This is a genomic window from Pelosinus sp. sgz500959 (assembly GCF_042610375.1).
Lineage (GTDB): Bacteria > Bacillota > Negativicutes > DSM-13327 > DSM-13327 > CTSoil-075.
This window is the reverse complement of the sequence record NZ_JBGJZL010000001.1, coordinates 474,014-494,434: the sequence shown is the minus strand read 5'-3', so window position 1 is coordinate 494,434 and position 20,421 is coordinate 474,014. Positions and strand designations below refer to the sequence as shown.

Sequence of the window (20,421 nt, the reverse complement as noted above, 5' to 3'; positions counted from 1 at the left end):
TAATGGGAATGACAATCGGCGAAAAGATTTTAGCAAAGGCTAGCGGTAAGGATCTTGTTAAACCAGGTGAAATTATTAATGCTAAAGTTGATTTATGTATGAGTAATGATGGTACAACCCATTTAAATATTGATATTTTTGAAAAACAATTAAAGGCAGAAAAAGTATTTGATCCTGAGAAAGTAGTTTTTATCATTGACCATAATGTACCTTCGGAAAGTGCCAAAACTGCTGAAGTACACAAAAAAATGCGAATATTTTCGCAAAAACATAACATTCCTTTTTATGAAGGGGCTGGTGTTTGCCACCAAATTATGATTGAAGATTATGTTGTACCAGGGCAACTTATTATTGCTGCAGATTCTCATACTTGTTCTTATGGTGGACTGGGAGCTTTTGGTACAGGTGTAGGCTGTACGGATTTTACCTCTGTTATGCATACTGGGGAAATTTGGCTCATGGTTCCTGAAACGTTAAAGTTTATGATGGAAGGGAATTTTAATCAGGGTGTGTATGCCCGGGATTTGATTCTGAAAATGATTGGTGATATTGGAGCCAATGGTGCAACCTACAAAATGATGGAATTTGCTGGACCAGCAGTTAAAAATTTGACCATTGATGATCGAGTTGTATTGTGTAATATGGCCGTTGAAGCTGGGGCAAAAAGTGGTATTGTTGAACCTGATGACATCGCTATTGAATATGTTAAATCCAAGGGACGTAATGAAATGGATTTATTTAAGAGTGATGACGATGCCATCTATGAAGAGACTTATCACTATAATCTTGCTGAAGTAGAACCTATGGTTGCCATACCACATTGTGTAGATGACGTAGTTCCTGTGACCCAAATTGGCGAAGTCAAAATTGATCAAGGATTTATTGGTTCTTGTAATAATGGTCGGATTGAAGAACTTCGTGTGGCAGCTCAAATCTTAAAAGGGAAAAAAATAGCTCCTTATGTTAAGCTGCTCATTTCACCTGCTTCGAAAGATGTCTATTTGCAGGCATTAGAAGAAGGATTGATGGATATTTTCATTGAAAGTGGCGCTATGGTATTAAATGCCAATTGTAGTGTATGTTGGGGAAGTTGTCAGGGGGTAATTGGTGAAGGCGAAGTTCTCATCTCCACTGGTACTAGAAATTTTAAAGGTAGAGCTGGACATCCAGGATCTAGTGTATATCTTGCTTCGGCAGCGACTGTAGCGGCTTCTGCTCTTACAGGAAAAATAACTGATCCTAGGGGGTTCATCGAATGAAAAAACAATTTTCAGGGAAAGTGTGGAAATTAGGCGACGACATTGATACAGATATTATTATCCCTACTCAGTTTCTCGCTCTTGAGAGTGTAGAGGCCATGAAAAAGTATGCCTTTCATCCTCTTCGACCAGAACTGGCAGGAATGATTGAACCTGGGGATATTATTGTGGCAGGGAAAAATTTTGGCTGTGGTTCCTCCCGGGAGCAAGCTCCAGAAATATTGGCAGCTCTTAAGGTAAGTTGTGTGATTGCCAAATCCTACGCTAGGATTTTTTATCGGAATGCTTTTAATAATGGTTTGTTGCTTCTAGAAAATGATGCGCTATCTGATTGCTGTACGGAAGGCGATCAGGTTGCTGTCAATCTGGAAAAAGGCCAGGTTATATTTGAGGAAAAAGAATTTGAAGTGGCTTCGATTCCTGAAGATTTATTACAGATGGTCGAAGCTGGTGGGCTCGTTCCTTTTATGAGAAAACTAAATGGTAAATAAAAATTATTAGGGAAGGAGGAAAGAATATGGGTTATACATTAACTGAAAAAATATTAATGAAAAATACTGGAAAAGATTCAATTAAACCTGGGGATTTGATTATTGCAAAGGTTGACAGGGTAATGGTCCACGATATCTTTGCCCCTTTTGTCATTGAAAAATTTAGAGAAATGGGCTTTGAAAAAGTCTGGAATCCAGACAAGATCGTTTTTGTTTATGATCATCTGATACCAACGAGTTTTATTGAAGATTCTCGTCATCACAAAATTGGGGATGTATTTGCAGCTGAGCAAGGCATTCAGGCTGTTCACCGGGTTGATGGAGTTTGTCATCAATTAATGCCTGAACTTCGCTATGTCACTCCTGGGCAAGTTGCTTTTGGTACGGATTCACATACGACGACTTATGGAGCAGTAGGTGCTTTTTCTACTGGTATTGGTTATACGGAAATGGCAGCTATTTTTGGTACGGGACAATTATGGCTTAAGGTTCCGCCGACAATTAAGTTTATTATCAATGGAGAATTACCTGAAGGTGTCTATGCGAAAGATATTATTTTGAGGATTCTCGGCGATATTGGAGCTGATGGTGCGACTTACAAAGCCATGGAGTTTGGTGGTTCTACAATTGATTCTTTAAGTATTGCAGGTAGAATGACTCTTTGTAATATGGCCGTAGAAGCAGGAGCCAAGGCTGGTGTTATAGCGCCAGATGATAAGACATTTGCTTTTAGTGGAGTGGATGCTAGTGAATATCAAGATTTAAAAAGCGATCCAGATGCCTTCTATGAAAAAGTAATCGAATATGATGCATCTCAGTTTAAAGCTGTTGTGGCATGCCCTTCTAACGTTGATAATATCAAAGATGTGGAAGAACTTATTGGTACTACTATTGACCAAGGATTTATTGGCTCTTGTACAAATGGTCGGCTGGAAGATTTAGAAATTGCAGCCCGCATTCTAAAGGGGCGTAAAGTGGCTCCATATAAGAAATTAATTGTGACTCCTGCTAGTAAAAGTATTTATGCTGAAGCTGCCCGAAACGGTATTATTGGAATTTTAGTGGAAGCTGGAGCAATTGTCAATCCTCCTGGATGCGGTTTATGTTGCGGGCGCAGTGGCGGCATTGTTTCTGACGGAGAACGAGTCATTGCTACAAATAATCGTAATTTTTTAGGCCGCATGGGCGGTCCAAAATCAGAAATCTTTCTTGCTTCACCTGCAACCGTTGCTGCTGCAGTAGTGGAGGGTAAGATTGTTGATCCCAAAAAGTATTTAGTAAAAGCATAATAATAAGCTAAAATAAAGTAAAACAAGAGGACAGGGACTATGTTTCACAAATGAAATATAGTCCCTGTCCTCTTGTTTTACATGATTAATAGAGAGGTTTCTAATTTTCATCCCTGCTTGAGAAGTAATTGAATAAATTCGTCAGCAGGGAGGGGTTTACTATATAAGTAGCCTTGAAATTCATCGCAGCCTTGCTCCTGTAAGAACGCTAATTGTTCTTCTGTTTCTACTCCTTCGGCGATTACACTAAGTCCTAAATTTTGTGCCATGGTAATAATCGTACTGACTAATAACCTTGTTTTGCTATTTTCCTTAGTGGCTTTTTGGATAAAACTTTTATCAATTTTTAATGTATCAACGGCATATTGAATAATATGGTGAAGAGAGGAGTAACCTGTACCAAAATCATCAATGGCAATTTTAATACCCATATCACGCAGTTCGTGAAGTAGGGATTGGAGGAAGATTTCGTTTTCGATGGCCGCACTTTCGGTAATTTCAATTTCTAGATAATGAGCATCGACACCTGTTGCCTTTAGGGTAGATTTGATCATTGTTGAAACTTGCTCATGGAATAATTGTTTAGGAGAAAAATTTACAGCGATTGGAACAATGGGAATTCGTTTTTTTTGCCATTGATGAAGTTGCTGACATGCTGTAGTAAAAATCCATTTTCCTAATGTAATGATAAAGCCTGTTTCTTCGGCTAATTTAATAAACTTGTCAGGTCCCACCATACCATATTTTGGACTACGCCAACGAATTAGGGCCTCTGCACCCACAATGCGCCCTGTTTTGATACTCACCTTTGGCTGGTAGTACAATAAAAATTCATCATGAACTAAAGCAGGACGTAGCTCATTGGTTAATGACATGGATTCAGCAAGAGCAATTCCAATGTCAGTGGTATAAATTTGATAGTTATTTCGTCCTAAATTCTTTGCTGTATACATAGCGGTGTCTGCGTTACGCATTAAAAAATCCATTTGATTACCATGATCAGGATAAAGGGCAATGCCAATACTGCTGGTAATATAGAAACGGTAGTCGTTATAGATAAAAACTGGTTCCAGTACGGTTTGGATTGTTCTTGCTATTTTTTCTGCCTTTTGAATGGTGGCATTCGTTAACAATACCATAAATTCATCACCGCCCATGCGAGCAATGAATTGGTCAGGAAGAGCCATTTGCAGACGTGAGCTAATTCCTTGGAGTAAGCTGTCGCCAACGGAGTGTCCCCAAGTGTTGTTAATTGATTTAAAACGATCAATATCAAGAAAGATGAGAGCCAATTTTTCTTGATTGAGTAAGGCAATCTTTAACTGTTGGGTAACATGTTCGTGAAAAAGGGTACGGTTAGGTAGGGTTGTTAAACTGTCATAATAAGCTAATTTATGAATTCGTTCTTTAGCATGTAGGATTTTTTGACGAGATTCATAACATTCGAGGCTATACTGAATGAGTTTTTGCAAAAAATCTGGAGTGATCTTATTTTTAGGACAATAATCATAAGCGCCGGCTTTCATCACTTCAACGGCGATGGTTTCATCGCCATGACCTGTAAGCATGATAATAGGAATGACGATTCCGCGGCTATTGAGTCGCCGTAGGACTGTTAATCCATCATTTCCCGGCAATTGATAATCAATAAAAATCAAATCAACAGCATGCTCCATTAACAGGCTAAGGCCCATTTCTTCATCTGATGCTTCCAAAACAGTGTGTTTTATTTTGGCAGATTTCAAGGCACGAATAATGATTTGACGATCAATATCATCATCATCAATAATTAAAATGCAGAGAGTATCTTTGATCATATTTCTCACCTCAGGAAGTTGTTTTTTCACATAACTTCCAATATTTTTCAATGGCAACCATCACTTCAAAGAATTTTTCGGGTAAAACAGGTTTTAAAATATAACCTGCTACATGGAATTGGTAAGCCTCGACAATATCTCTTTCCTCATCCGACGTTGTTAATACAACGACGCTTAAATGATGTAGCTGCTGATCAGAACGAATTTCACGCAAAAATTCTAGGCCATTCATGCGAGGCATATTAATATCGAGGAGAATCAGTGTTGGAGAGGGAATGGGAGGGGTGGTTTCTGTACCACGAAGCAAATATAGAGCCTCCAAACCATCATGCGCTACATGTATAGGATTTAATAGATTAAGTTTTCGTAAAGAACGTTTTACATTAAGAATGTCTATATCATCATCTTCTACAAGTAGAAGGTGTAATTCTTTATTCGCCACTCCTTATACACTCCTTTATAAACAATAATGTTGTAATGTAAATTCAAGAAAGGGATCATGAAATTGTAATATAACAGTTAACAACAGTGCTGTTAACGTGTATGATAGTAGTATAAAATATCCAAATAACGATAATGGATATTAACGTTTAACCTGATTATTTTGTAGATTCTTAAGGAATTAAGTCAATAATTGAATGATTCTCTATCCGCTATAAGAATCCTCTATTTTCTTTTCTTGAGATAGCCATCATTTAACGCAGTAAGTCGGGTTAGGAGAGTGTGGCATGAAAGAAAAAAATATACAGATTTTCTGGCAAAAGCAACTGGTTGTTCTTGTTTGTATTTTGGCAATTGGGTTAGGAGCCTTATTAGAGTTCATTTTTTTGAAACAATATGAAGAAGTTTTAATTAAAGATGTTCAAGCTGCAGCTGCATCAGAGTTGGTTGCAAAGACATCGGCTTTAAGTGCGGCTGTAAATCGACGCTTTGCCATTTTACAAGGATTATTAGCTTTTACAGATGCCGTTAAAAATCATGGAGATATTGCCATGCATTTTGATGAATTTGCTGAAGGACTACTAAAGAATACGAGTGGTATTCGAACGTTGATCATTGCACCTGGTGGAAAAGCAAGTCTTGTGTATCCACTACAAGGTAACGAAAAAGTCATAGGAACAAATATTTTTGAAACAGCTCGTCCAGAGCAATTAGAAGCCTTGCAGCGTACTCGTGAATCAAGGCAGATGGTGCTTAATGGACCTTATCAACTCTTGCAAGGTGGTTTAGGTTTGGTGGCGAGGCAAGCCATATATCGAGATGATGAGTTTTGGGGTCTTGCAACAATGGTGATCGATATGCCTGTTGTTTTTGCAGAAACTGGTCTTGATAAAGAAAGTCAACACACTCAATTTGCCATTCGGCGAACAGATGGAAAAATATTTTATGGAGAAGATCGTCTCTTTCAAGAAGAACCGATTATTTTAACCGTATTATTACCAGATGGACAATGGGAATTTGCAGCAGGGCCTCGCATCTCATGGGGTGAGTCAGTCAAGAATCAAATGATCGTCGTAAGGGGATTAGGATATCTTATCTTAGTGCTATTACTAGGTTTATTTTATAGTATTTTCAATTGGCAAGAACAATTAAGGCATACGGTCATGATGCGCACCGGAGAATTAAAAGAAAAGAGCAGTGAATTAAATCAAGTTGTTGCAAGACTGCAAGCGAGTAATTTGGAATTGGAGCAGTTTGCCTATGTAACATCTCATGATTTAAAGGCACCATTACGTGCGATTACTCACTTGTCACAGTGGGTTGAAGATGATTTAAGTGATAAGAAGCTCAGTGAATCGACGAAAGAATATTTAAGTTTAATACGGAGTCGTGCTCAACGAATGGAGCATTTAATTAATGGTATTTTGCAATATTCTCGGGTCGGACGAACCAGTATAGAGATTGCGAAGATTGATGTTAACGTTCTTATTAGGCAAGTCATTGAAGAATTAATGCCTCCTAATGATATAACCATTATAGTGGGAGACGGTATGCCGATCCTAGAGGCTAATGCAACGATGTTACGGCAAGTTTTTTCGAACTTAATCGGCAATGCAATTAGGTATCGAGATGATAAAAAACAAGGTTTAATTTCGATCACAGTGACGGATGATAGCTTATATTATCAATTTGTAGTAAAAGATAATGGTATAGGAATTGATCCCCAATTTCATGAGAAAATATTTGTGATGTTTCAGACTTTAACGCCACGCGATAAGAGTGAAAGTACAGGAGTCGGTTTGACGATTGTGAAGAAAATTATTCAATATCATGGCGGTAAAATTGAGCTGGTTTCTCAGGTGGGGCAGGGAGCTAGCTTTATCTTTACATGGCCCAAAGAGGTATTATTAATCAATAATTAAGTTATAAGGCTCTTTGTTAAGAGATTAGTCTATGATGGAATTTACAGAATGATTGAGTATTTTACAGAGTATATTTAATGCTTTTGGTAAATCATGATCGGAAAGGTTCGTCCAGCAAATACGCAGATGATTGAGTTCTGGTTCACCGGGGAAAAAGATAGACCCTGGTAAAAAATGTATTCCTTGCTGGTGAGCGATGGGGATTAAGTGATCTGTAGAGATTGCAGATGGTAAGGTGAGCCACAAATGCATGCCACCTAGTGGTTTTTGAAACTGAATGTGTGGAGTCAATTCCTGGGCGAGTTTAGTGGTTACTAATTGACTGCGATATGCGAGGGTTTGATTTAGATTTTTAATATATTTTGTCAGTTGAGGATTGAAAAATAAGGGAATAAGGGATTTTTGAAGCCATAAGGGAGATCCTAGATCAGTAATTGACTTGACTGCCAGTAAGCGGTTATAAATAGAGCCATCAGCAGCGATAACGCCTAGTCTGAGTCCAGGAAAAAGAAATTTGCTAAACCCTTTGAGATAGATCACTCGCCCGGTTGTATCTAAAGATTTAAGCGTTGGTGGTAATTTTTTTATGTGTGTATCATGGCATAATGTTAATTCTCTGTGGGGGTCATCTTCAAGAATGAGAATATTATTATTTTCTGCAAAGTTCAACAGTTCTCTGCGACGTTTGAGAGACATGATCGATCCAGTAGGATTTTGACATGTGGGAACGGTGTAAATAGCTTTGATTTTTACATGCATGGATAATTGTTCTAAAATATCAATACGAATTCCGTCTTGGTCAATCGGTATAGGCTGAATCGTAGCGTGACTCAGTCGAAAGGCATCGATGGCACTGGAAAAACAAGGCGTTTCCATGGCGATCACATCCTCAGGGCCGAGGAAAGTTCGGGCAAATAAATCGATGCCTTGTTGAGTCCCATTCGTAACAATCAGCTGATGAGGAGAGAGGGAAATTCCTTGATTCAATAAATAATGACTGATCGCAGCTAAGAATTCTGGATCACCTTGGTAAGGTGGGTAACTGCCTAGAGAATGAGGATATTGATGTAAAGATTGTTTGATTGAAGTTTGTAACAAATCAAGGGGTAATAAGGTATGATGAATGGATGCTGTTGATAAATCAAGGATTTCAGGAGGCAGACGCACAGCACTTTGGCTCCAAAAGCTAGCGCGGGGGAGATAATCAGAAATCGCAAGTTGCCAGTCAAAGGCTGTGGTTATAATTCTAGGAATGTTGGGCTGATTTGTATTTGAGGTGGATTGTCGATATTTTACAAAAGTTCCTTTACCATGGGTGGACTCGATAAGCCCATCCTTTTTTAGTGCTTTATACACTAGGTGGGCAGTCACTAAGCTAATTTTTAAATGAGCAGCGAGTTGACGAACGGAAGGGAGTGCACGACCTTCTTCAAGGAGTCCTGAGCGGATGCGCTGTGCAATTTCCAGTCTAATCTGTTCCTTAATCGATATTCCAGATTGGCGAGTAATAGAAATATTCAATTGCCTTCACCTCTATATCTAAGTGTTATACTGATCTGTTGACTGTTATATAAAAATAATGATTATATATCTATAATACATTGAAAAAATATAACACTACAAGGGAGAAGTTATGATGAAAGAATTTTATTATCGCATATGTAGAGTGATTGAAGGAATAAAAAATGATTGTTCATTTTCTGCGATTGTTGCAGGAGGGATTGCGGTTTTAGTTTCCTATGCAGGACCAATATTGATTGTTTTTCAAGCTGCAAAAATTGCAGGTTTAACTGATTCGATGTTGTCTTCTTGGATATGGGCGATCTCATTTAGTGCTGGGATCACTGGAGCTATCCTTAGTTATTGGTTTAAAATACCAATCATTGCTGCCTGGTCAACACCAGGTGCGGTCTTGTTAGTTGCCAGTTGGAGTATTTATCCTTATTCTGATGCCATTGGTGCATTTGTTTTATCAGGATTAATCGCTACTGTCTTAGGGATCTCTGGCATTTTTTCATCTGTGATTAAGCGAATTCCACAACCCATTATTGCAGCAATGCTTGCAGGAATTTTACTTAAGTTTGGTGTCGAGGTTTTTATTTCATTAAAAGAATTGCCAATCTTAGCAGTGCCTATGATCCTATGTTATTTAGGGTTAAAACGATGGTATCCTCGTTATGCAGTGGCGGCAACCTTATTTGTGGGTATAATCGTGGCCTCTCATCTCAATTTATTACATTTTGAGGACATGAGTATTTCACTGGTGACTCCGATTTTTGTTAAACCTACTGTTTCAATGGAAGCATTTATTGGTCTGGGTATTCCATTGTGTATAGTGACCATGACTGCACAAAATGCTACTGGCATTGGTTTACTTAAAGCTGATGGATACGATGCTCCTATAAGTCCGATTGTTACGGCTACTGGTATTCTATCCGTGTTATTCGCTCCCTTTGGTAGCCATGGTATCAATATAGCGGCCATTACAGCTGCGATTTGCACTGGCAAAGAAGCTCATACTGATTCTGATAAACGTTATATTGCAGGGATCTCATGTGGTTTGCTTTATATGCTGGTAAGTATTTTTGGCGCAACAATCGTCTCGGTTTTTTCGGTTTTTCCTAAAGAATTGATTGCGACGATCGCTGGACTCGCATTATTTGGTTCGATCATTTCTAGTCTTTCATCGGCTATGAGCGAGGAACTACAAAAAGAAAGTGCGCTGATTACATTCCTTGTTACCATATCTGGAATTTCAATTTTAGGAGTCGGAGCGGCCTTTTGGGGATTGATTGCAGGTCTGGTAACGAATTATATTCTTACAGGAAATACTAAGAGTCTAACTTCAGAAGAAACTATAACGTCTCAAGGATAAATAATATACTCTCATTGCAAATAAGAAGAAAAAGAAATACACATTCAGAAATAATTTATACACATCAAAGGATAAGGATATACACATTGAAATGGGAATTATACACACCATTTCTTAAAAAATTTCTTTTAAAACTTCCAAAAAAAATTTTTGGAAGTTTTTTTGCGCTAAAGTATTGAATCGCCTATAGTATTCAAAATAAAATTAAATTCATTTTATGAAAATGATCGTTTATTCTGAAAATATTGGCATGTTAATTGCAATATAGATGAGTAACTTAGTGAGCTCTGGATGATGTAAGGAAATGTAGACACTTAGATCGTTCCCGAGCGAATTGAGCGCAATCATAATCGATACATGAGAAATAAAACCTAAGGAGCGATTGTATTATGAAAAAGAAAGTAATAGCTTCCCTGGCAGCTGCAATGGTACTTGGCGTAGCGGGTACATCCTTTGCAGCGGCAAATCCTTTTTCTGATGTCCCTGTAAAACACTGGTCATATGGTGCGGTTACTCAATTGGTTAATAATGGTATTCTTGAAGGGTATGGGGATCATAGTTTTCGTGGCGATCAACCCATCAGCCGTTATGAAATGGCAATTATTGTAGCAAAAGCCATGTCTAAGCTAGATCAAGCTGACGCAAATAATAAAGCAATTATTGATAAATTATCCCTTGAATATGCCGCTGAGTTAACTAAGTTGGATGTGAAATATGATCGTTTAGAAAAGAAAGTTGATAGTTTAAAATGGAGTGGATTTGTTCGCGCTAAATACGATAGTGATAGCAGTAATGGTGTGAATAATGGTGGCGGCAACAAACATTATTTCTTAGCATTAGAAGGTTCTGGTAAAGTAAATGACAATTGGACAGGCCATTGGGCAAGTGAGACAAGACATGAGTACACGACTAGCGGTTGGGGCGGCGTAAATCCTCCTGATAATAATGCTGGTGATGGTACTTGGTTCAGAATTTGGGCTGATGGTAAGATTGGCGACGTCGGTGTTACAGGCGGTAGAAAATGGTTTGGTTTCACTGACAATGTTGTGTGGGGGCATGAAGCAACAGGTTTATGGCTTGACCTTCCTACCGGCCAATTGAAAACGACTGCATTTGTTGCTAAACCGACTCAGGGAAATGGGGCAATGACTCTCAAGGATGCCACGAATACAAGCATTTATGGCGTTAATTTCAACGGCGATATTTCAAAAAATGTAAATATCAATTTACTAGTTGGTGGTAACAAAAAAAATAATCTGGTAACGACAACAGCAGGGCATTGGGATATTTCCCAGAATCCATCAGTATGGGTTCCTGCAAGTTCGACAACAACAACTCAGCAAATGAGTAGTTGGGGTGGATTGACAGTGACTACGAAAATTGCTCAAGATTTTAAATTGACTACGACTTACGCTAGAACCAATGCAAATGACTTTAATACAAGTCAACATGTAAGGCTAGATTATAAAGGTTATGATGCTAATGTTCCTGGTTCTTACGGAATTTACGCTCGATATTTTAAATTTGGAGCAAATGGTGACCCTTCTCATGATGATGAATGGGATTCATTACGAACAGATTCTAAGGGATGGATCTTAGGTGTTGACTATGCACTTGGAAAAAATATTCAATGGTCAACCTTTTACTCTGATCAGAAACTTAACACTTCTGGCACAACTGGAGCAACCAAAGATCTTTCGCGCAAGCTAATTCGTACTTCTGTTGACCTTCATTTTTAGTATTATGATACAAAAGGCCGCTAACGAGTGTTAGCGGTCTTTTGCAAATTGTAATAATAAGCCTTTTCTTTTCTTAAAATGTTCCTCGGAAGGGAAAAACAGATGGAAAGAGAATTTATAATTGCTGAGGATTTATTTGATCTAATAAATTCGATAGTCTCGCCTTAAATCAGGGAAGATGGAGTATGATGATGATGAGACCAAAGAAGAGTCAAGATATTATCGTGAACTATTTGAAAAAAACCTGTATGGAGCAAAATAGATATGTTGATCACGGTGTTATCGGCTGTTGTGCAAGTGAAATTGCTGATAGTCTAGGCATGCAACGTACAAATGTAAGTGCTATATTAAATGCCCTATATGATACAGGTCAAATTATAAAAATTAAAGGAAAGCCAGTTTTGTATGCTGTGGATTCTAATAGTGCTATAGCAGAACCGCAACATGTTAAGAATAATTTTGATATGCTGATTGGTGGGACAAAAAGTTTGGAGAAATGTATACAACGCGCTAAAGCAGCCGTATTGTATCCGCCTCATGGTCTACATACCATTATTCTTGGACCTACAGGAGTGGGGAAGACCATGTTCGCTGAAATGATGCATAATTTTGCTGTCGAAAGTGGCATTTATTCACCCATTGCTCCCTTCGTATCCTTTAACTGTGCTGATTATGCTAACAATCCTCAATTATTATTAGCGCATCTATTTGGTTGTAAAAAAGGCGCTTTTACTGGTGCGGATAAGGATCGTCCTGGCATTGTAGAGAAGGCTAACGGGGGCATATTATTTTTAGACGAAGTACATAGACTACCACCAGAAGGACAGGAAATGCTATTTTATCTGATTGATAAAGGGTTATATAGTCCTTTGGGCGATGTTGATAATAAAAAGAAAAGCGAATTATTAATCATTTGTGCGACCACTGAAGAAATAGATAGCTCGCTACTCATGACATTTACCCGTAGGATACCCATGAATATCTCTTTACCAGCCTTAAAAGATCGAACGCTCGAAGAACGATTTGAGCTAGTATGTGAATTTTTTAAAATAGAGTCACATCGGATCGGCAAAGAAATCATTGTTTCGAATAATACATTGCGCAGTTTGCTGCTCTATAATTGTTTTGGTAATGTTGGACATCTCAAGAGTGACATTCAGCTTGGTTGTGCCAATGCTTTTATGAAGTGTATTTCGCGAGGAAAAAGAAGCATACAAGTACATAGTACTGATTTTTCCAATCGTGTTCGTCAAGGTCTTATTTTATATAAAAACCATGTTGATTTGGTGGATAAGCTTTTGAAAGGCGATGCTAGAATTTGCTTTAAGCCTAACAAGACAGAAGAACTAGTCGAAAATGATGATTATTCGCTCCCTAAAAATTTTTATGGGGATATTGAAAAACGCATTCAGGATTTGCAGGAACGAGGCGTTGATGAACATGAAATTAATTTTGTAATGTCATTTGATATTGAAAATTATTTCAAAAAATTCATCAGAAATTTTGAACAAGGAGTTAATAAAGACGAACTTTCTAAAATTGTTGATCATGATATTATCATCATTGTAGAGAATCTCTTAAAATTTGCAGGGGAAAATCTGAGAAAAGTATTTCCAACTAAGGTTTTTTATGGTCTTTGTTTACATATGAAATCAAGTATTGAACGAATCAAACAAGATAAAAAAATTATCAATCACAACCTTAAAGATATTATTGAAAAACATCCTAAAGAATATGCCGTAGCTCTTAATTTCTCTGAGATGGTTGAGCAAAAATATGATATCCATATTCCCATTGATGAAGTCGGTTTTATTGCCATGTTTTTATCCGTAGATGACATTAGCGAACATATGATCAAAAATATTCCTATTGTAGTTGTTGCCACTCATGGAAGAGGTACAGCTTCATCCATGGCAGAGGTAGCGATAAAGCTGGCAGGAGCAGATAATGTTTATGCTTATGATATGTTACTTGATAAGAGCCCGCAGGCCGCCTATGAAGATATAAAAGATATTATTATAAAAAAACATCGAGGTGCTGGGGTGCTATTGCTTGTGGATATGGGAGCTCTCACGATGTTTGGTGAACTGATTAGTGAAGAAACAGGGCTGGAAATACAAGTGTTAGATATGGTATCAACTCTCATTGTGATTGAGTGTGCGAGAAAGACATCAAGTGGAAATAGTATTATCGATGTGCTTGATGATATCAAAAATAATAAATCTTTATTTGTAAACTATACGACGAGTATTACAAAAACCTTAGTTCCTGAAAAAAGTAATATTATCATTACATTATGTACAACGGGTGAAGGTAGTGCGATTAAAATCAAAAATATGTTAGAAGATCGGCTGAATATAAAAGATAAAAATATTCAAATCATTCCTCTTGCGATTAATGATAAAAATCAACTCATGAATAAAATTAATAAGCTTTCGAAAGAGACTAAAATCATAGCCCTCGTAGGGAGCTTTAATCCAGATCTTTATAATATACCCTTTGTATCTGTATCAGAACTTTTTGAGGACGATAAATTGGGACGGCTGAGAGAAGTCGTTGATAAAGCTGAAACAAATACCATCTATAATCGAGTATTTGCAGCAATGGAAAATGAACTTGACGATGTTGACATGGAAGACTATCAAAGGATTTTTAATGATTTTATTGATCAATTACAAGAAAAAATGCAGATTATAGTAAAGCCCGAAATTGTTGTCGGCTTAATCATGCATTTGGCATGTGCCATACGACGCATAAAATTAAATGAGCCAGGTCCATCTTGTTTTAGTAAGGATGATCTGATGAGTAAATTTTCTTATGAATTTGGATTAATTAGATTGAGTATTGAAAATTTAGAAAATTTTTATCACATACATTTTACAGAAGATGAGATCTGGTATATATTTAGGACAATTATGAGTATATGATGTGTATAATTTACAGAAAAGAACGCTAATGTGTATAAAATAATGAATAGCACTGGGGAATTTTAGATTTAGTGTATAAAAAGAGTATAAATTAAATTAGAGTATAGACAGGCTAACAGTGATAGTAGCCTGTTTTCTCGTATACGGGACTCTGTAAAGGGACATTGGCATGATAGTTGCATTATAAAAGAGTAAAAGAAGAAAGGAAATGATGAAATGAAAATATTATTGGTTTGTTCAGCGGGTATGTCTACCAGCTTAGTTGTTGAAAAAATGAAAAAAGCTCTTACGCCAGAAGAGGCAAGTAGCGTTATTCATGCCATCGCAGCAGAAAACTTTGAGGATGAATTCAGTGAGTATGATGTAGTGTTACTCGGACCACAATTAAAGTTCCGTAAAGGGGATCTAGGGAAAATTGCAGCTACTAAAGGCATCCCTTTAGATGTCATTAACATGATGGATTATGGTACTCTTCAAGGAGCTAAAATATTGGATTTTGCTAGAAAGTTATATCAAAGTAAAAATTAAATAAAAGGAGAATCTATCATGAGCGATCAACAACAAGCATTTGGTGAGAAAGTTAATCAATTCTTGGAAGAAAAACTCGGACCTGTGGCGACTGCCATTGCCAGCCAACCTCATATTTTAGCGATACGTAATGGTGTAATTGCCGCCATTCCACTGACAATTGTTGGTGGTCTATGCTTAATACTTGCCTTCCCACCGATTGATCCAAAGACGGCAACCGGGACAGATATTTTTACTCAATTATTATTGGGGTGGCATCAGTGGGCTCAGGCTAATTTCACAGAAATTATGGTTCCTTTTTCCATGACTATGGGTATTATGGCTTTGTTTGTTGCCATGGCAGTCGGATATAATCTAGCATCATCTTATAAACTTAATCCGCTTTCAGGCGCGATTATGGCCGCTACAACTTTCTTGCTGGTTTCAGCACCCACACAAAGTGCAGTCTTGTTATCCAAAGTAAAAGATGGTATGGATGCCAAAGCACTTGCTAAATTGGGATCAGGAGTCTTACCTTCGAACTTTTTGGATGCCAAAGGAATTTTCACAGCCATCATTGTCGGTTTACTTGTAGTCGAAGTGATGAAATTTATGAGGGAAAGAAAATATACAATTAAGATGCCTGAAGGCGTACCTCCTGCTGTAGCGGCATCCTTTGAAGCTCTTCTTCCTATGATTGTAAATATATTTTTATTCTATATGGTAAGTCTGATTATACAAAGTAATTTCCACGTAATTCTACCAGAAGCCATTATGAAATTGATTGCACCACTTGTTAGCGCTGTTGATAGTGCACCAGGAATTTTCTTTATATCTGTTTTTTGTCAAATATTATGGTTCATGGGGTTACATGGTGCCGCGATTGTGGGCGGAGTGGCGTCGCCATTTATGGATGCCAATTTATTAGCGAATGCTACTGAAAAAATTGCGGGATTACCGTTGACTCATATTTTTACAACTCCCTTTTGGAATTGCTTTGTTTTAATCGGTGGCTCAGGGGCTACGATGGCTCTGGTCCTTCTAATGATAAGGAGTAAATCACAGCAGATGAAAACCATCGCAAAACTTGGATGGTTACCTGTTTTATTCAATATCAATGAACCTATCATTTTTGGTGTACCTTTGGTCTTTAATCCAGTTCTAGCAATTCCTTTCATTTTTGTTGGAGCCATTAATGGCGTGATTGCATACATCGTTGTTAAAGCCGGAATGATAGCCCCTGGATTTGTAAATGCACCTTGGACGACTCCAGCACCAATCAGCGCGTTCATTTCTACATTGGACTGGAAAGCTGGCGTGTTTGTCTTATTCCTAGTTGCACTAGATTATGTATTGTATTATCCTTTCTTCCGTGTTTTTGAAAAACAATTGCTAGAACAGGAAGAGAAATCAGAGAATCATTCTTCTCGTAAAAGCCATAGTGTTAGTATCTGATCTTGTCTTAATTTTATAAAATATGGAGGTTATTATGGAAATCAGTGAAGAGGTAATTTTTAAAATCATTGTTTATTCTGGCGGAGCGAGAAGTGATATCTTTGAGGCCTTTCAGCTTTGTAAGAACGGGCAATATGCAGAAGCGCAAACATCTTTGGACTCGGCCAAAGAACAATTGCAAGCGGCCCATAAAGTCCAGACTGATTTAATACAAAAAGAAGCGGCGGGTGATAGCACCGTAGTCAAATTACTCATGGTACATGCCCAAGACCATCTGATGACATGTATGTTAGCCAAAGATATTATGGCTAATATGATGGACATGCAAAAAGAAATTCGAGAAATAAAGAACAGTTTAAAACTGTAAAAATGGCGCAATCCCTTATTCCATAGGGATTGCGCCATTTCTGATTTCTAAAGATTAATGTATTTGAATAATTAAGTATGAAGTCACTGTGACCATTGAGAGGAGCAGTGCATAGTCAGGGATATTCAAGGCCACTTTATTGCCAAAACTACGTACTTTCCGGCTGCCAAAGCCACGTAATTCTAGGCTGAGGGCCATAGTTTCTGAACGGGTGACAGCCTTTAAGACGAGGGGTTTAATGATTGCCATATAAGAAAAAAAACGCTGAATCAGATTGCCTTGGGGGGCATAACCGCGGCAAGCTTGGGCTTCTTGAATGGCTGTGATTTCAGCTAAGAAATCAGGGATAAATCGCAAGGCTGCCGTTAGCATAAAGGCATATTCATAGGGAATATGGCATTGCATGACCAGAGCAGCAGATAAATCTTGCATGCGTGTTGTAGCGAGTAAAATGAAAAAGACCAGTGTCATAGCAATCATTTTACTCGCGGTGACAGCGGCTAAGAGAGTATCATGATTGATCAAATATTGCATACCAGCAAGTAGTGCAGCAAAAACAAATAAGCTAGCAATACCCTTATACACTGTACGGCTTACCCGAGCTGATATGAGGATGAGAATTTGGCAAATAATCAGTAAGGTTAAGGCAGGTAGGGATTGAAGTACAATCGCCCATATGGTAACGAAGACTGTTAAGGCGAGTTTAGTCATGGGTGCTATTGTGTGCATAGTGATTCCTCCCTAATCGAGTGACTAGTTCTTGGCTGAGTTCATGAATTGAGGCTGTTTGTTTTAGGCCCAAATCAGCAAGTTGCCTCGAAATGGTAAGTGCAGCTGGCTCAATTAGCCCCCAACTTGCCAATTGGGTCGTATCTTCAAACAATTGAGCAATAGTGCCGTCAAAAGCTTTATGTCCCTTTGCCATTACAATTGCCCTTTGGGCGCAGGCTGATAAAAGTTCCATATCATGAGTTACTAGGAGGATAGTCATACCTTGACCATTGAGCTTACGTAATAATTGTAAGAGGTCATCTCGTTCACGAGCATCTTGACCACTAGTTGGTTCATCAAGAATTAATATTTTCGGTTGCATGGCAAGGGCCGAAGCAATGGTAAGCCGTTGTTTTTGACCCTTTGATAATGAGAGGGGATAGGCATTGGTTAACTCAGAGAGACCGGTAACAGCGAGGGATTCAGTGACAAAAGCTTTGATTTGTTCGGGATTATAGCCTAGCTGTTTTGGACCGTAGGCAGCCTCTTCTGCGACCGTATCATGAAAAATTTGACGATCGGGATTTTGAAAAACATAGCCAATATGATGTGCCATTTTGGCTGGGGTAGGATTGGCAATGGTATTGCCTTGAAATAAAATATCCCCGGATATCGGTTTTAACAAAGCCATTATAAGACGAGTCAGGGTGGTTTTACCGCTGCCGTTACGACCAACGATCCCAATGAATTCACCTGAGTTGATGGTTAGGGATACATCATGAATCACAGGAGCTTTACCTTTGTAAGCAAAATTGATTTTTTGTAGTTCAAGCATCCTTGGCTACCTCCTTGAGAAGAAACTGCCTAAGTTCCGTGATGGCGTCTTGTTCTCGACGCCATGGTCCAAATTGTGTTGTGGTTTGTTTTTCTAATTGGAATTTAAGCTGCCAAAGAGGTGGTATGGCTTCAACAAAAATTTGCTGGCTATTCATGAAAGAGAGTACATTTTCTGGGGTATCGCTTAAAATCAATTGACCATTTTCAAGAAGGATAAACTGATCTGCATAAGGGAGAAGGGTTGCAATATCGTGCTCTACGACTAGAATTGTGATACCGTGTTCTTTATTTAACTCTCCCAATAAACGATAAAGGGATGCAGTTCCTTCTGGATCTAAGGCTGAGGTTGGTTCATCCAGAACTAATATTTTAGGATTTGTTGCGAGTACACTAGCCAAAACGAGACGTTGCTTTTGCCCTCCAGATAAAGCAGTGACAGGCTCCTTATCATAACCTGTTAAACCGACTTTTTCCAAAGAGTCTTTGACCCTTTGGGCAATCTCTATAGGATTAGTACCGATGTTCTCTAGACTGAAGGCAACTTCTTCTTCTACAGTCATTGTGACTAATTGAGTTTCATAATCTTGTAAGACCGTACCGACGGTGAGGGCTAAGTCATGCATGGTAGATTTTTGCGTGTGAATTCCAGCTACATGGACTTCACCAGCGGAACTGCCGCCAAAGTAATGGGGGACAGCTCCTGCAATGGCAAGACATAAGGTTGTTTTACCAGCTCCACTGGGGCCAAGTACCACAGAAAAAGAACCGCTTTCCACCGTAAGGTTGATATTATGGAGGACTTTTTTAGGATGGTTATAGGCATAACTAAAATTTTGCAGACTAATGTCGGACATTATTGCTCACCTTTAGCGTCAAATAATCTCTTTGCGGGGAAATAAAGAATTTGGGTGATGGCTGCATTGAGAAGGGCGACAGAAAAGACAACAGGCATCATGGCATATAGATAAACGGACATTGGTAAGGAAAGAACAATTTTGAGGGTTGTAATAAAAGTCATGCCGCTGGCAACCGTACTAATAAATCCTGTAATAGCAGGTTTGATATTGAGTTTACCTAAGGATATTTGGCAGGAAAGACAGACGATTAATGCACAAACAACGGCACCGATGGGTTCACTTAATAAGTTACCGTAAGGAAAAGCTGATTTTGAAGTAGGAATATTGATTGCCGCAGCAACAAGTCCGATACCGAAAGATTGTTTAACCGTTGGTTTGGTTAAGTTGATGGCAATGCAATACATGGCAATTGTCCAATTGGGAGTGATGCCGCCAATACTAGGACTTACTAAATGTAAAATAGCCCCGATCGCTAAGAGTAAGGTTGTGACAGTAACCCAGCGATACTTACCACCTTTATTATTTTCATGAATAATGAGTTCAGGTTCATTTTTATTCAGTTCCATATTGATCGCTCTCCTTTATTTTTAACTATAAAATTAAATATAAAAAACTCCTCATCCCATTGTATAGGGACGAGGAGTGAATCCGCGTTGCCACCCTGATTGGCTTTCATGAAAGCCAGGTGTTACACAGTACGGGATACATGATATCCGATACCTGCTTCCTGATAACGGCGGAAGAATCCCGACAGCGCCTACCCCACAATTTGTGGATCAGACTGTATCTCACAGGCCCATTCTACATACCGAGTAGTGCCAAACTTTCACTGTCATTGGCTCGCTGAAACCCTCTTCGTATTGTATACTCTTCCTGATCATAGATGATAATAAGGATGTATTTTAACGTATTGTAACAGTTAAGATG

General features: G+C 38.3%; 17 protein-coding genes. 10 read left to right on the top strand and 7 right to left on the bottom strand.

Annotated features, from left to right (window positions below):
* The first annotated feature begins 2 nt into the window (after positions 1 to 2).
* From ACAN52_RS02160 to ACAN52_RS02150, 3 genes are read left to right on the top strand one after another with little or no spacing between them, the layout of a single operon-like run.
* A complete protein-coding gene (locus ACAN52_RS02160; protein ID WP_378951512.1) occupies positions 3 to 1,259 on the top strand; it encodes a 3-isopropylmalate dehydratase large subunit in 1,257 nt (418 codons plus the stop codon).
* Entirely contained in the window at positions 1,256 to 1,750 is a 495-nt protein-coding gene (locus tag ACAN52_RS02155) for a 3-isopropylmalate dehydratase (protein WP_378951509.1), read from the top strand. The genes ACAN52_RS02160 and ACAN52_RS02155 overlap by 4 nt, the downstream gene beginning before the upstream one ends.
* A 26-nt stretch (positions 1,751 to 1,776) precedes the next feature.
* The gene (locus ACAN52_RS02150) at positions 1,777 to 3,039 is read left to right on the top strand and encodes an aconitase/3-isopropylmalate dehydratase large subunit family protein (RefSeq protein WP_378951506.1); all 1,263 of its coding nucleotides are present in this window, start codon (positions 1,777 to 1,779) and stop codon (positions 3,037 to 3,039) included.
* A 107-nt stretch (positions 3,040 to 3,146) separates the two neighbouring features.
* Here ACAN52_RS02150 and ACAN52_RS02145 read toward each other — a convergent pair whose 3' ends face one another.
* Positions 3,147 to 4,856, bottom strand: coding sequence for an EAL domain-containing protein (locus ACAN52_RS02145; RefSeq protein ID WP_378951503.1), 1,710 nt, complete (start codon positions 4,854 to 4,856; stop codon positions 3,147 to 3,149).
* A gap of 10 nt (positions 4,857 to 4,866) precedes the next feature.
* The gene (locus tag ACAN52_RS02140) at positions 4,867 to 5,298 is read right to left on the bottom strand and encodes a response regulator (RefSeq protein WP_378951500.1); all 432 of its coding nucleotides are present in this window, start codon (positions 5,296 to 5,298) and stop codon (positions 4,867 to 4,869) included.
* Positions 5,299 to 5,584: 286 nt separating this feature from the next.
* Between ACAN52_RS02140 and ACAN52_RS02135 the strand changes: the two genes are divergently transcribed.
* Positions 5,585 to 7,219 carry an ATP-binding protein gene (locus tag ACAN52_RS02135; protein WP_378951497.1) on the top strand — a complete coding sequence of 545 codons (1,635 nt, stop codon included), beginning with the start codon at positions 5,585 to 5,587 and terminating at the stop codon, positions 7,217 to 7,219.
* Between the two features lie 24 nt (positions 7,220 to 7,243).
* On the opposite strand, the gene ACAN52_RS02130 is transcribed toward ACAN52_RS02135, so the two are convergent.
* A complete protein-coding gene (locus tag ACAN52_RS02130; RefSeq protein ID WP_378951494.1) occupies positions 7,244 to 8,740 on the bottom strand; it encodes a PLP-dependent aminotransferase family protein in 1,497 nt (498 codons plus the stop codon).
* A 112-nt stretch (positions 8,741 to 8,852) separates the two neighbouring features.
* On the opposite strand from ACAN52_RS02130, the gene ACAN52_RS02125 reads away from it, so the two are divergent.
* From ACAN52_RS02125 to ACAN52_RS02100, 6 genes are all read left to right on the top strand, one after another.
* Positions 8,853 to 10,094 (top strand): benzoate/H(+) symporter BenE family transporter, encoded by a 1,242-nt coding sequence (locus ACAN52_RS02125; protein WP_378951491.1) that lies wholly within the window; start codon positions 8,853 to 8,855, stop codon positions 10,092 to 10,094.
* Between the two features lie 389 nt (positions 10,095 to 10,483).
* A complete protein-coding gene (locus ACAN52_RS02120) occupies positions 10,484 to 11,833 on the top strand; it encodes an S-layer homology domain-containing protein (RefSeq protein ID WP_378951488.1) in 1,350 nt (449 codons plus the stop codon).
* Between the two features lie 185 nt (positions 11,834 to 12,018).
* Positions 12,019 to 14,760, top strand: coding sequence for a sigma 54-interacting transcriptional regulator (locus tag ACAN52_RS02115; RefSeq protein ID WP_378951485.1), 2,742 nt, complete (start codon positions 12,019 to 12,021; stop codon positions 14,758 to 14,760).
* A 216-nt stretch (positions 14,761 to 14,976) separates the two neighbouring features.
* Entirely contained in the window at positions 14,977 to 15,288 is a 312-nt protein-coding gene (locus ACAN52_RS02110; protein WP_378951483.1) for a PTS sugar transporter subunit IIB, read from the top strand.
* 18 nt (positions 15,289 to 15,306) lie between these two features.
* Positions 15,307 to 16,722 (top strand): PTS sugar transporter subunit IIC, encoded by a 1,416-nt coding sequence (locus tag ACAN52_RS02105; RefSeq protein ID WP_378951480.1) that lies wholly within the window; start codon positions 15,307 to 15,309, stop codon positions 16,720 to 16,722.
* 34 nt (positions 16,723 to 16,756) lie between these two features.
* Complete coding sequence (locus ACAN52_RS02100; RefSeq protein ID WP_378951477.1) at positions 16,757 to 17,089, top strand: PTS lactose/cellobiose transporter subunit IIA; 333 nt, start codon at positions 16,757 to 16,759, stop codon at positions 17,087 to 17,089.
* Between the two features lie 54 nt (positions 17,090 to 17,143).
* Here ACAN52_RS02100 and ACAN52_RS02095 read toward each other — a convergent pair whose 3' ends face one another.
* Genes ACAN52_RS02095 through ACAN52_RS02080 form a run of 4 tightly spaced genes read right to left on the bottom strand, consistent with a single transcriptional unit; the run spans position 17,144 to position 20,060 of the window.
* Positions 17,144 to 17,818, bottom strand: coding sequence for an energy-coupling factor transporter transmembrane component T family protein (locus tag ACAN52_RS02095; RefSeq protein ID WP_378951474.1), 675 nt, complete (start codon positions 17,816 to 17,818; stop codon positions 17,144 to 17,146).
* Positions 17,793 to 18,635 (bottom strand): energy-coupling factor ABC transporter ATP-binding protein, encoded by an 843-nt coding sequence (locus ACAN52_RS02090; RefSeq protein ID WP_378951471.1) that lies wholly within the window; start codon positions 18,633 to 18,635, stop codon positions 17,793 to 17,795. Before ACAN52_RS02090 ends, ACAN52_RS02095 begins: the two co-directional genes overlap by 26 nt.
* Complete coding sequence (locus ACAN52_RS02085) at positions 18,628 to 19,491, bottom strand: energy-coupling factor ABC transporter ATP-binding protein (protein WP_378951469.1); 864 nt, start codon at positions 19,489 to 19,491, stop codon at positions 18,628 to 18,630. Before ACAN52_RS02085 ends, ACAN52_RS02090 begins: the two co-directional genes overlap by 8 nt.
* Positions 19,491 to 20,060 carry a tryptophan transporter gene (locus ACAN52_RS02080; protein ID WP_378951466.1) on the bottom strand — a complete coding sequence of 190 codons (570 nt, stop codon included), beginning with the start codon at positions 20,058 to 20,060 and terminating at the stop codon, positions 19,491 to 19,493. The genes ACAN52_RS02085 and ACAN52_RS02080 overlap by 1 nt, the downstream gene beginning before the upstream one ends.
* Positions 20,061 to 20,421: the final 361 nt, after the last annotated feature.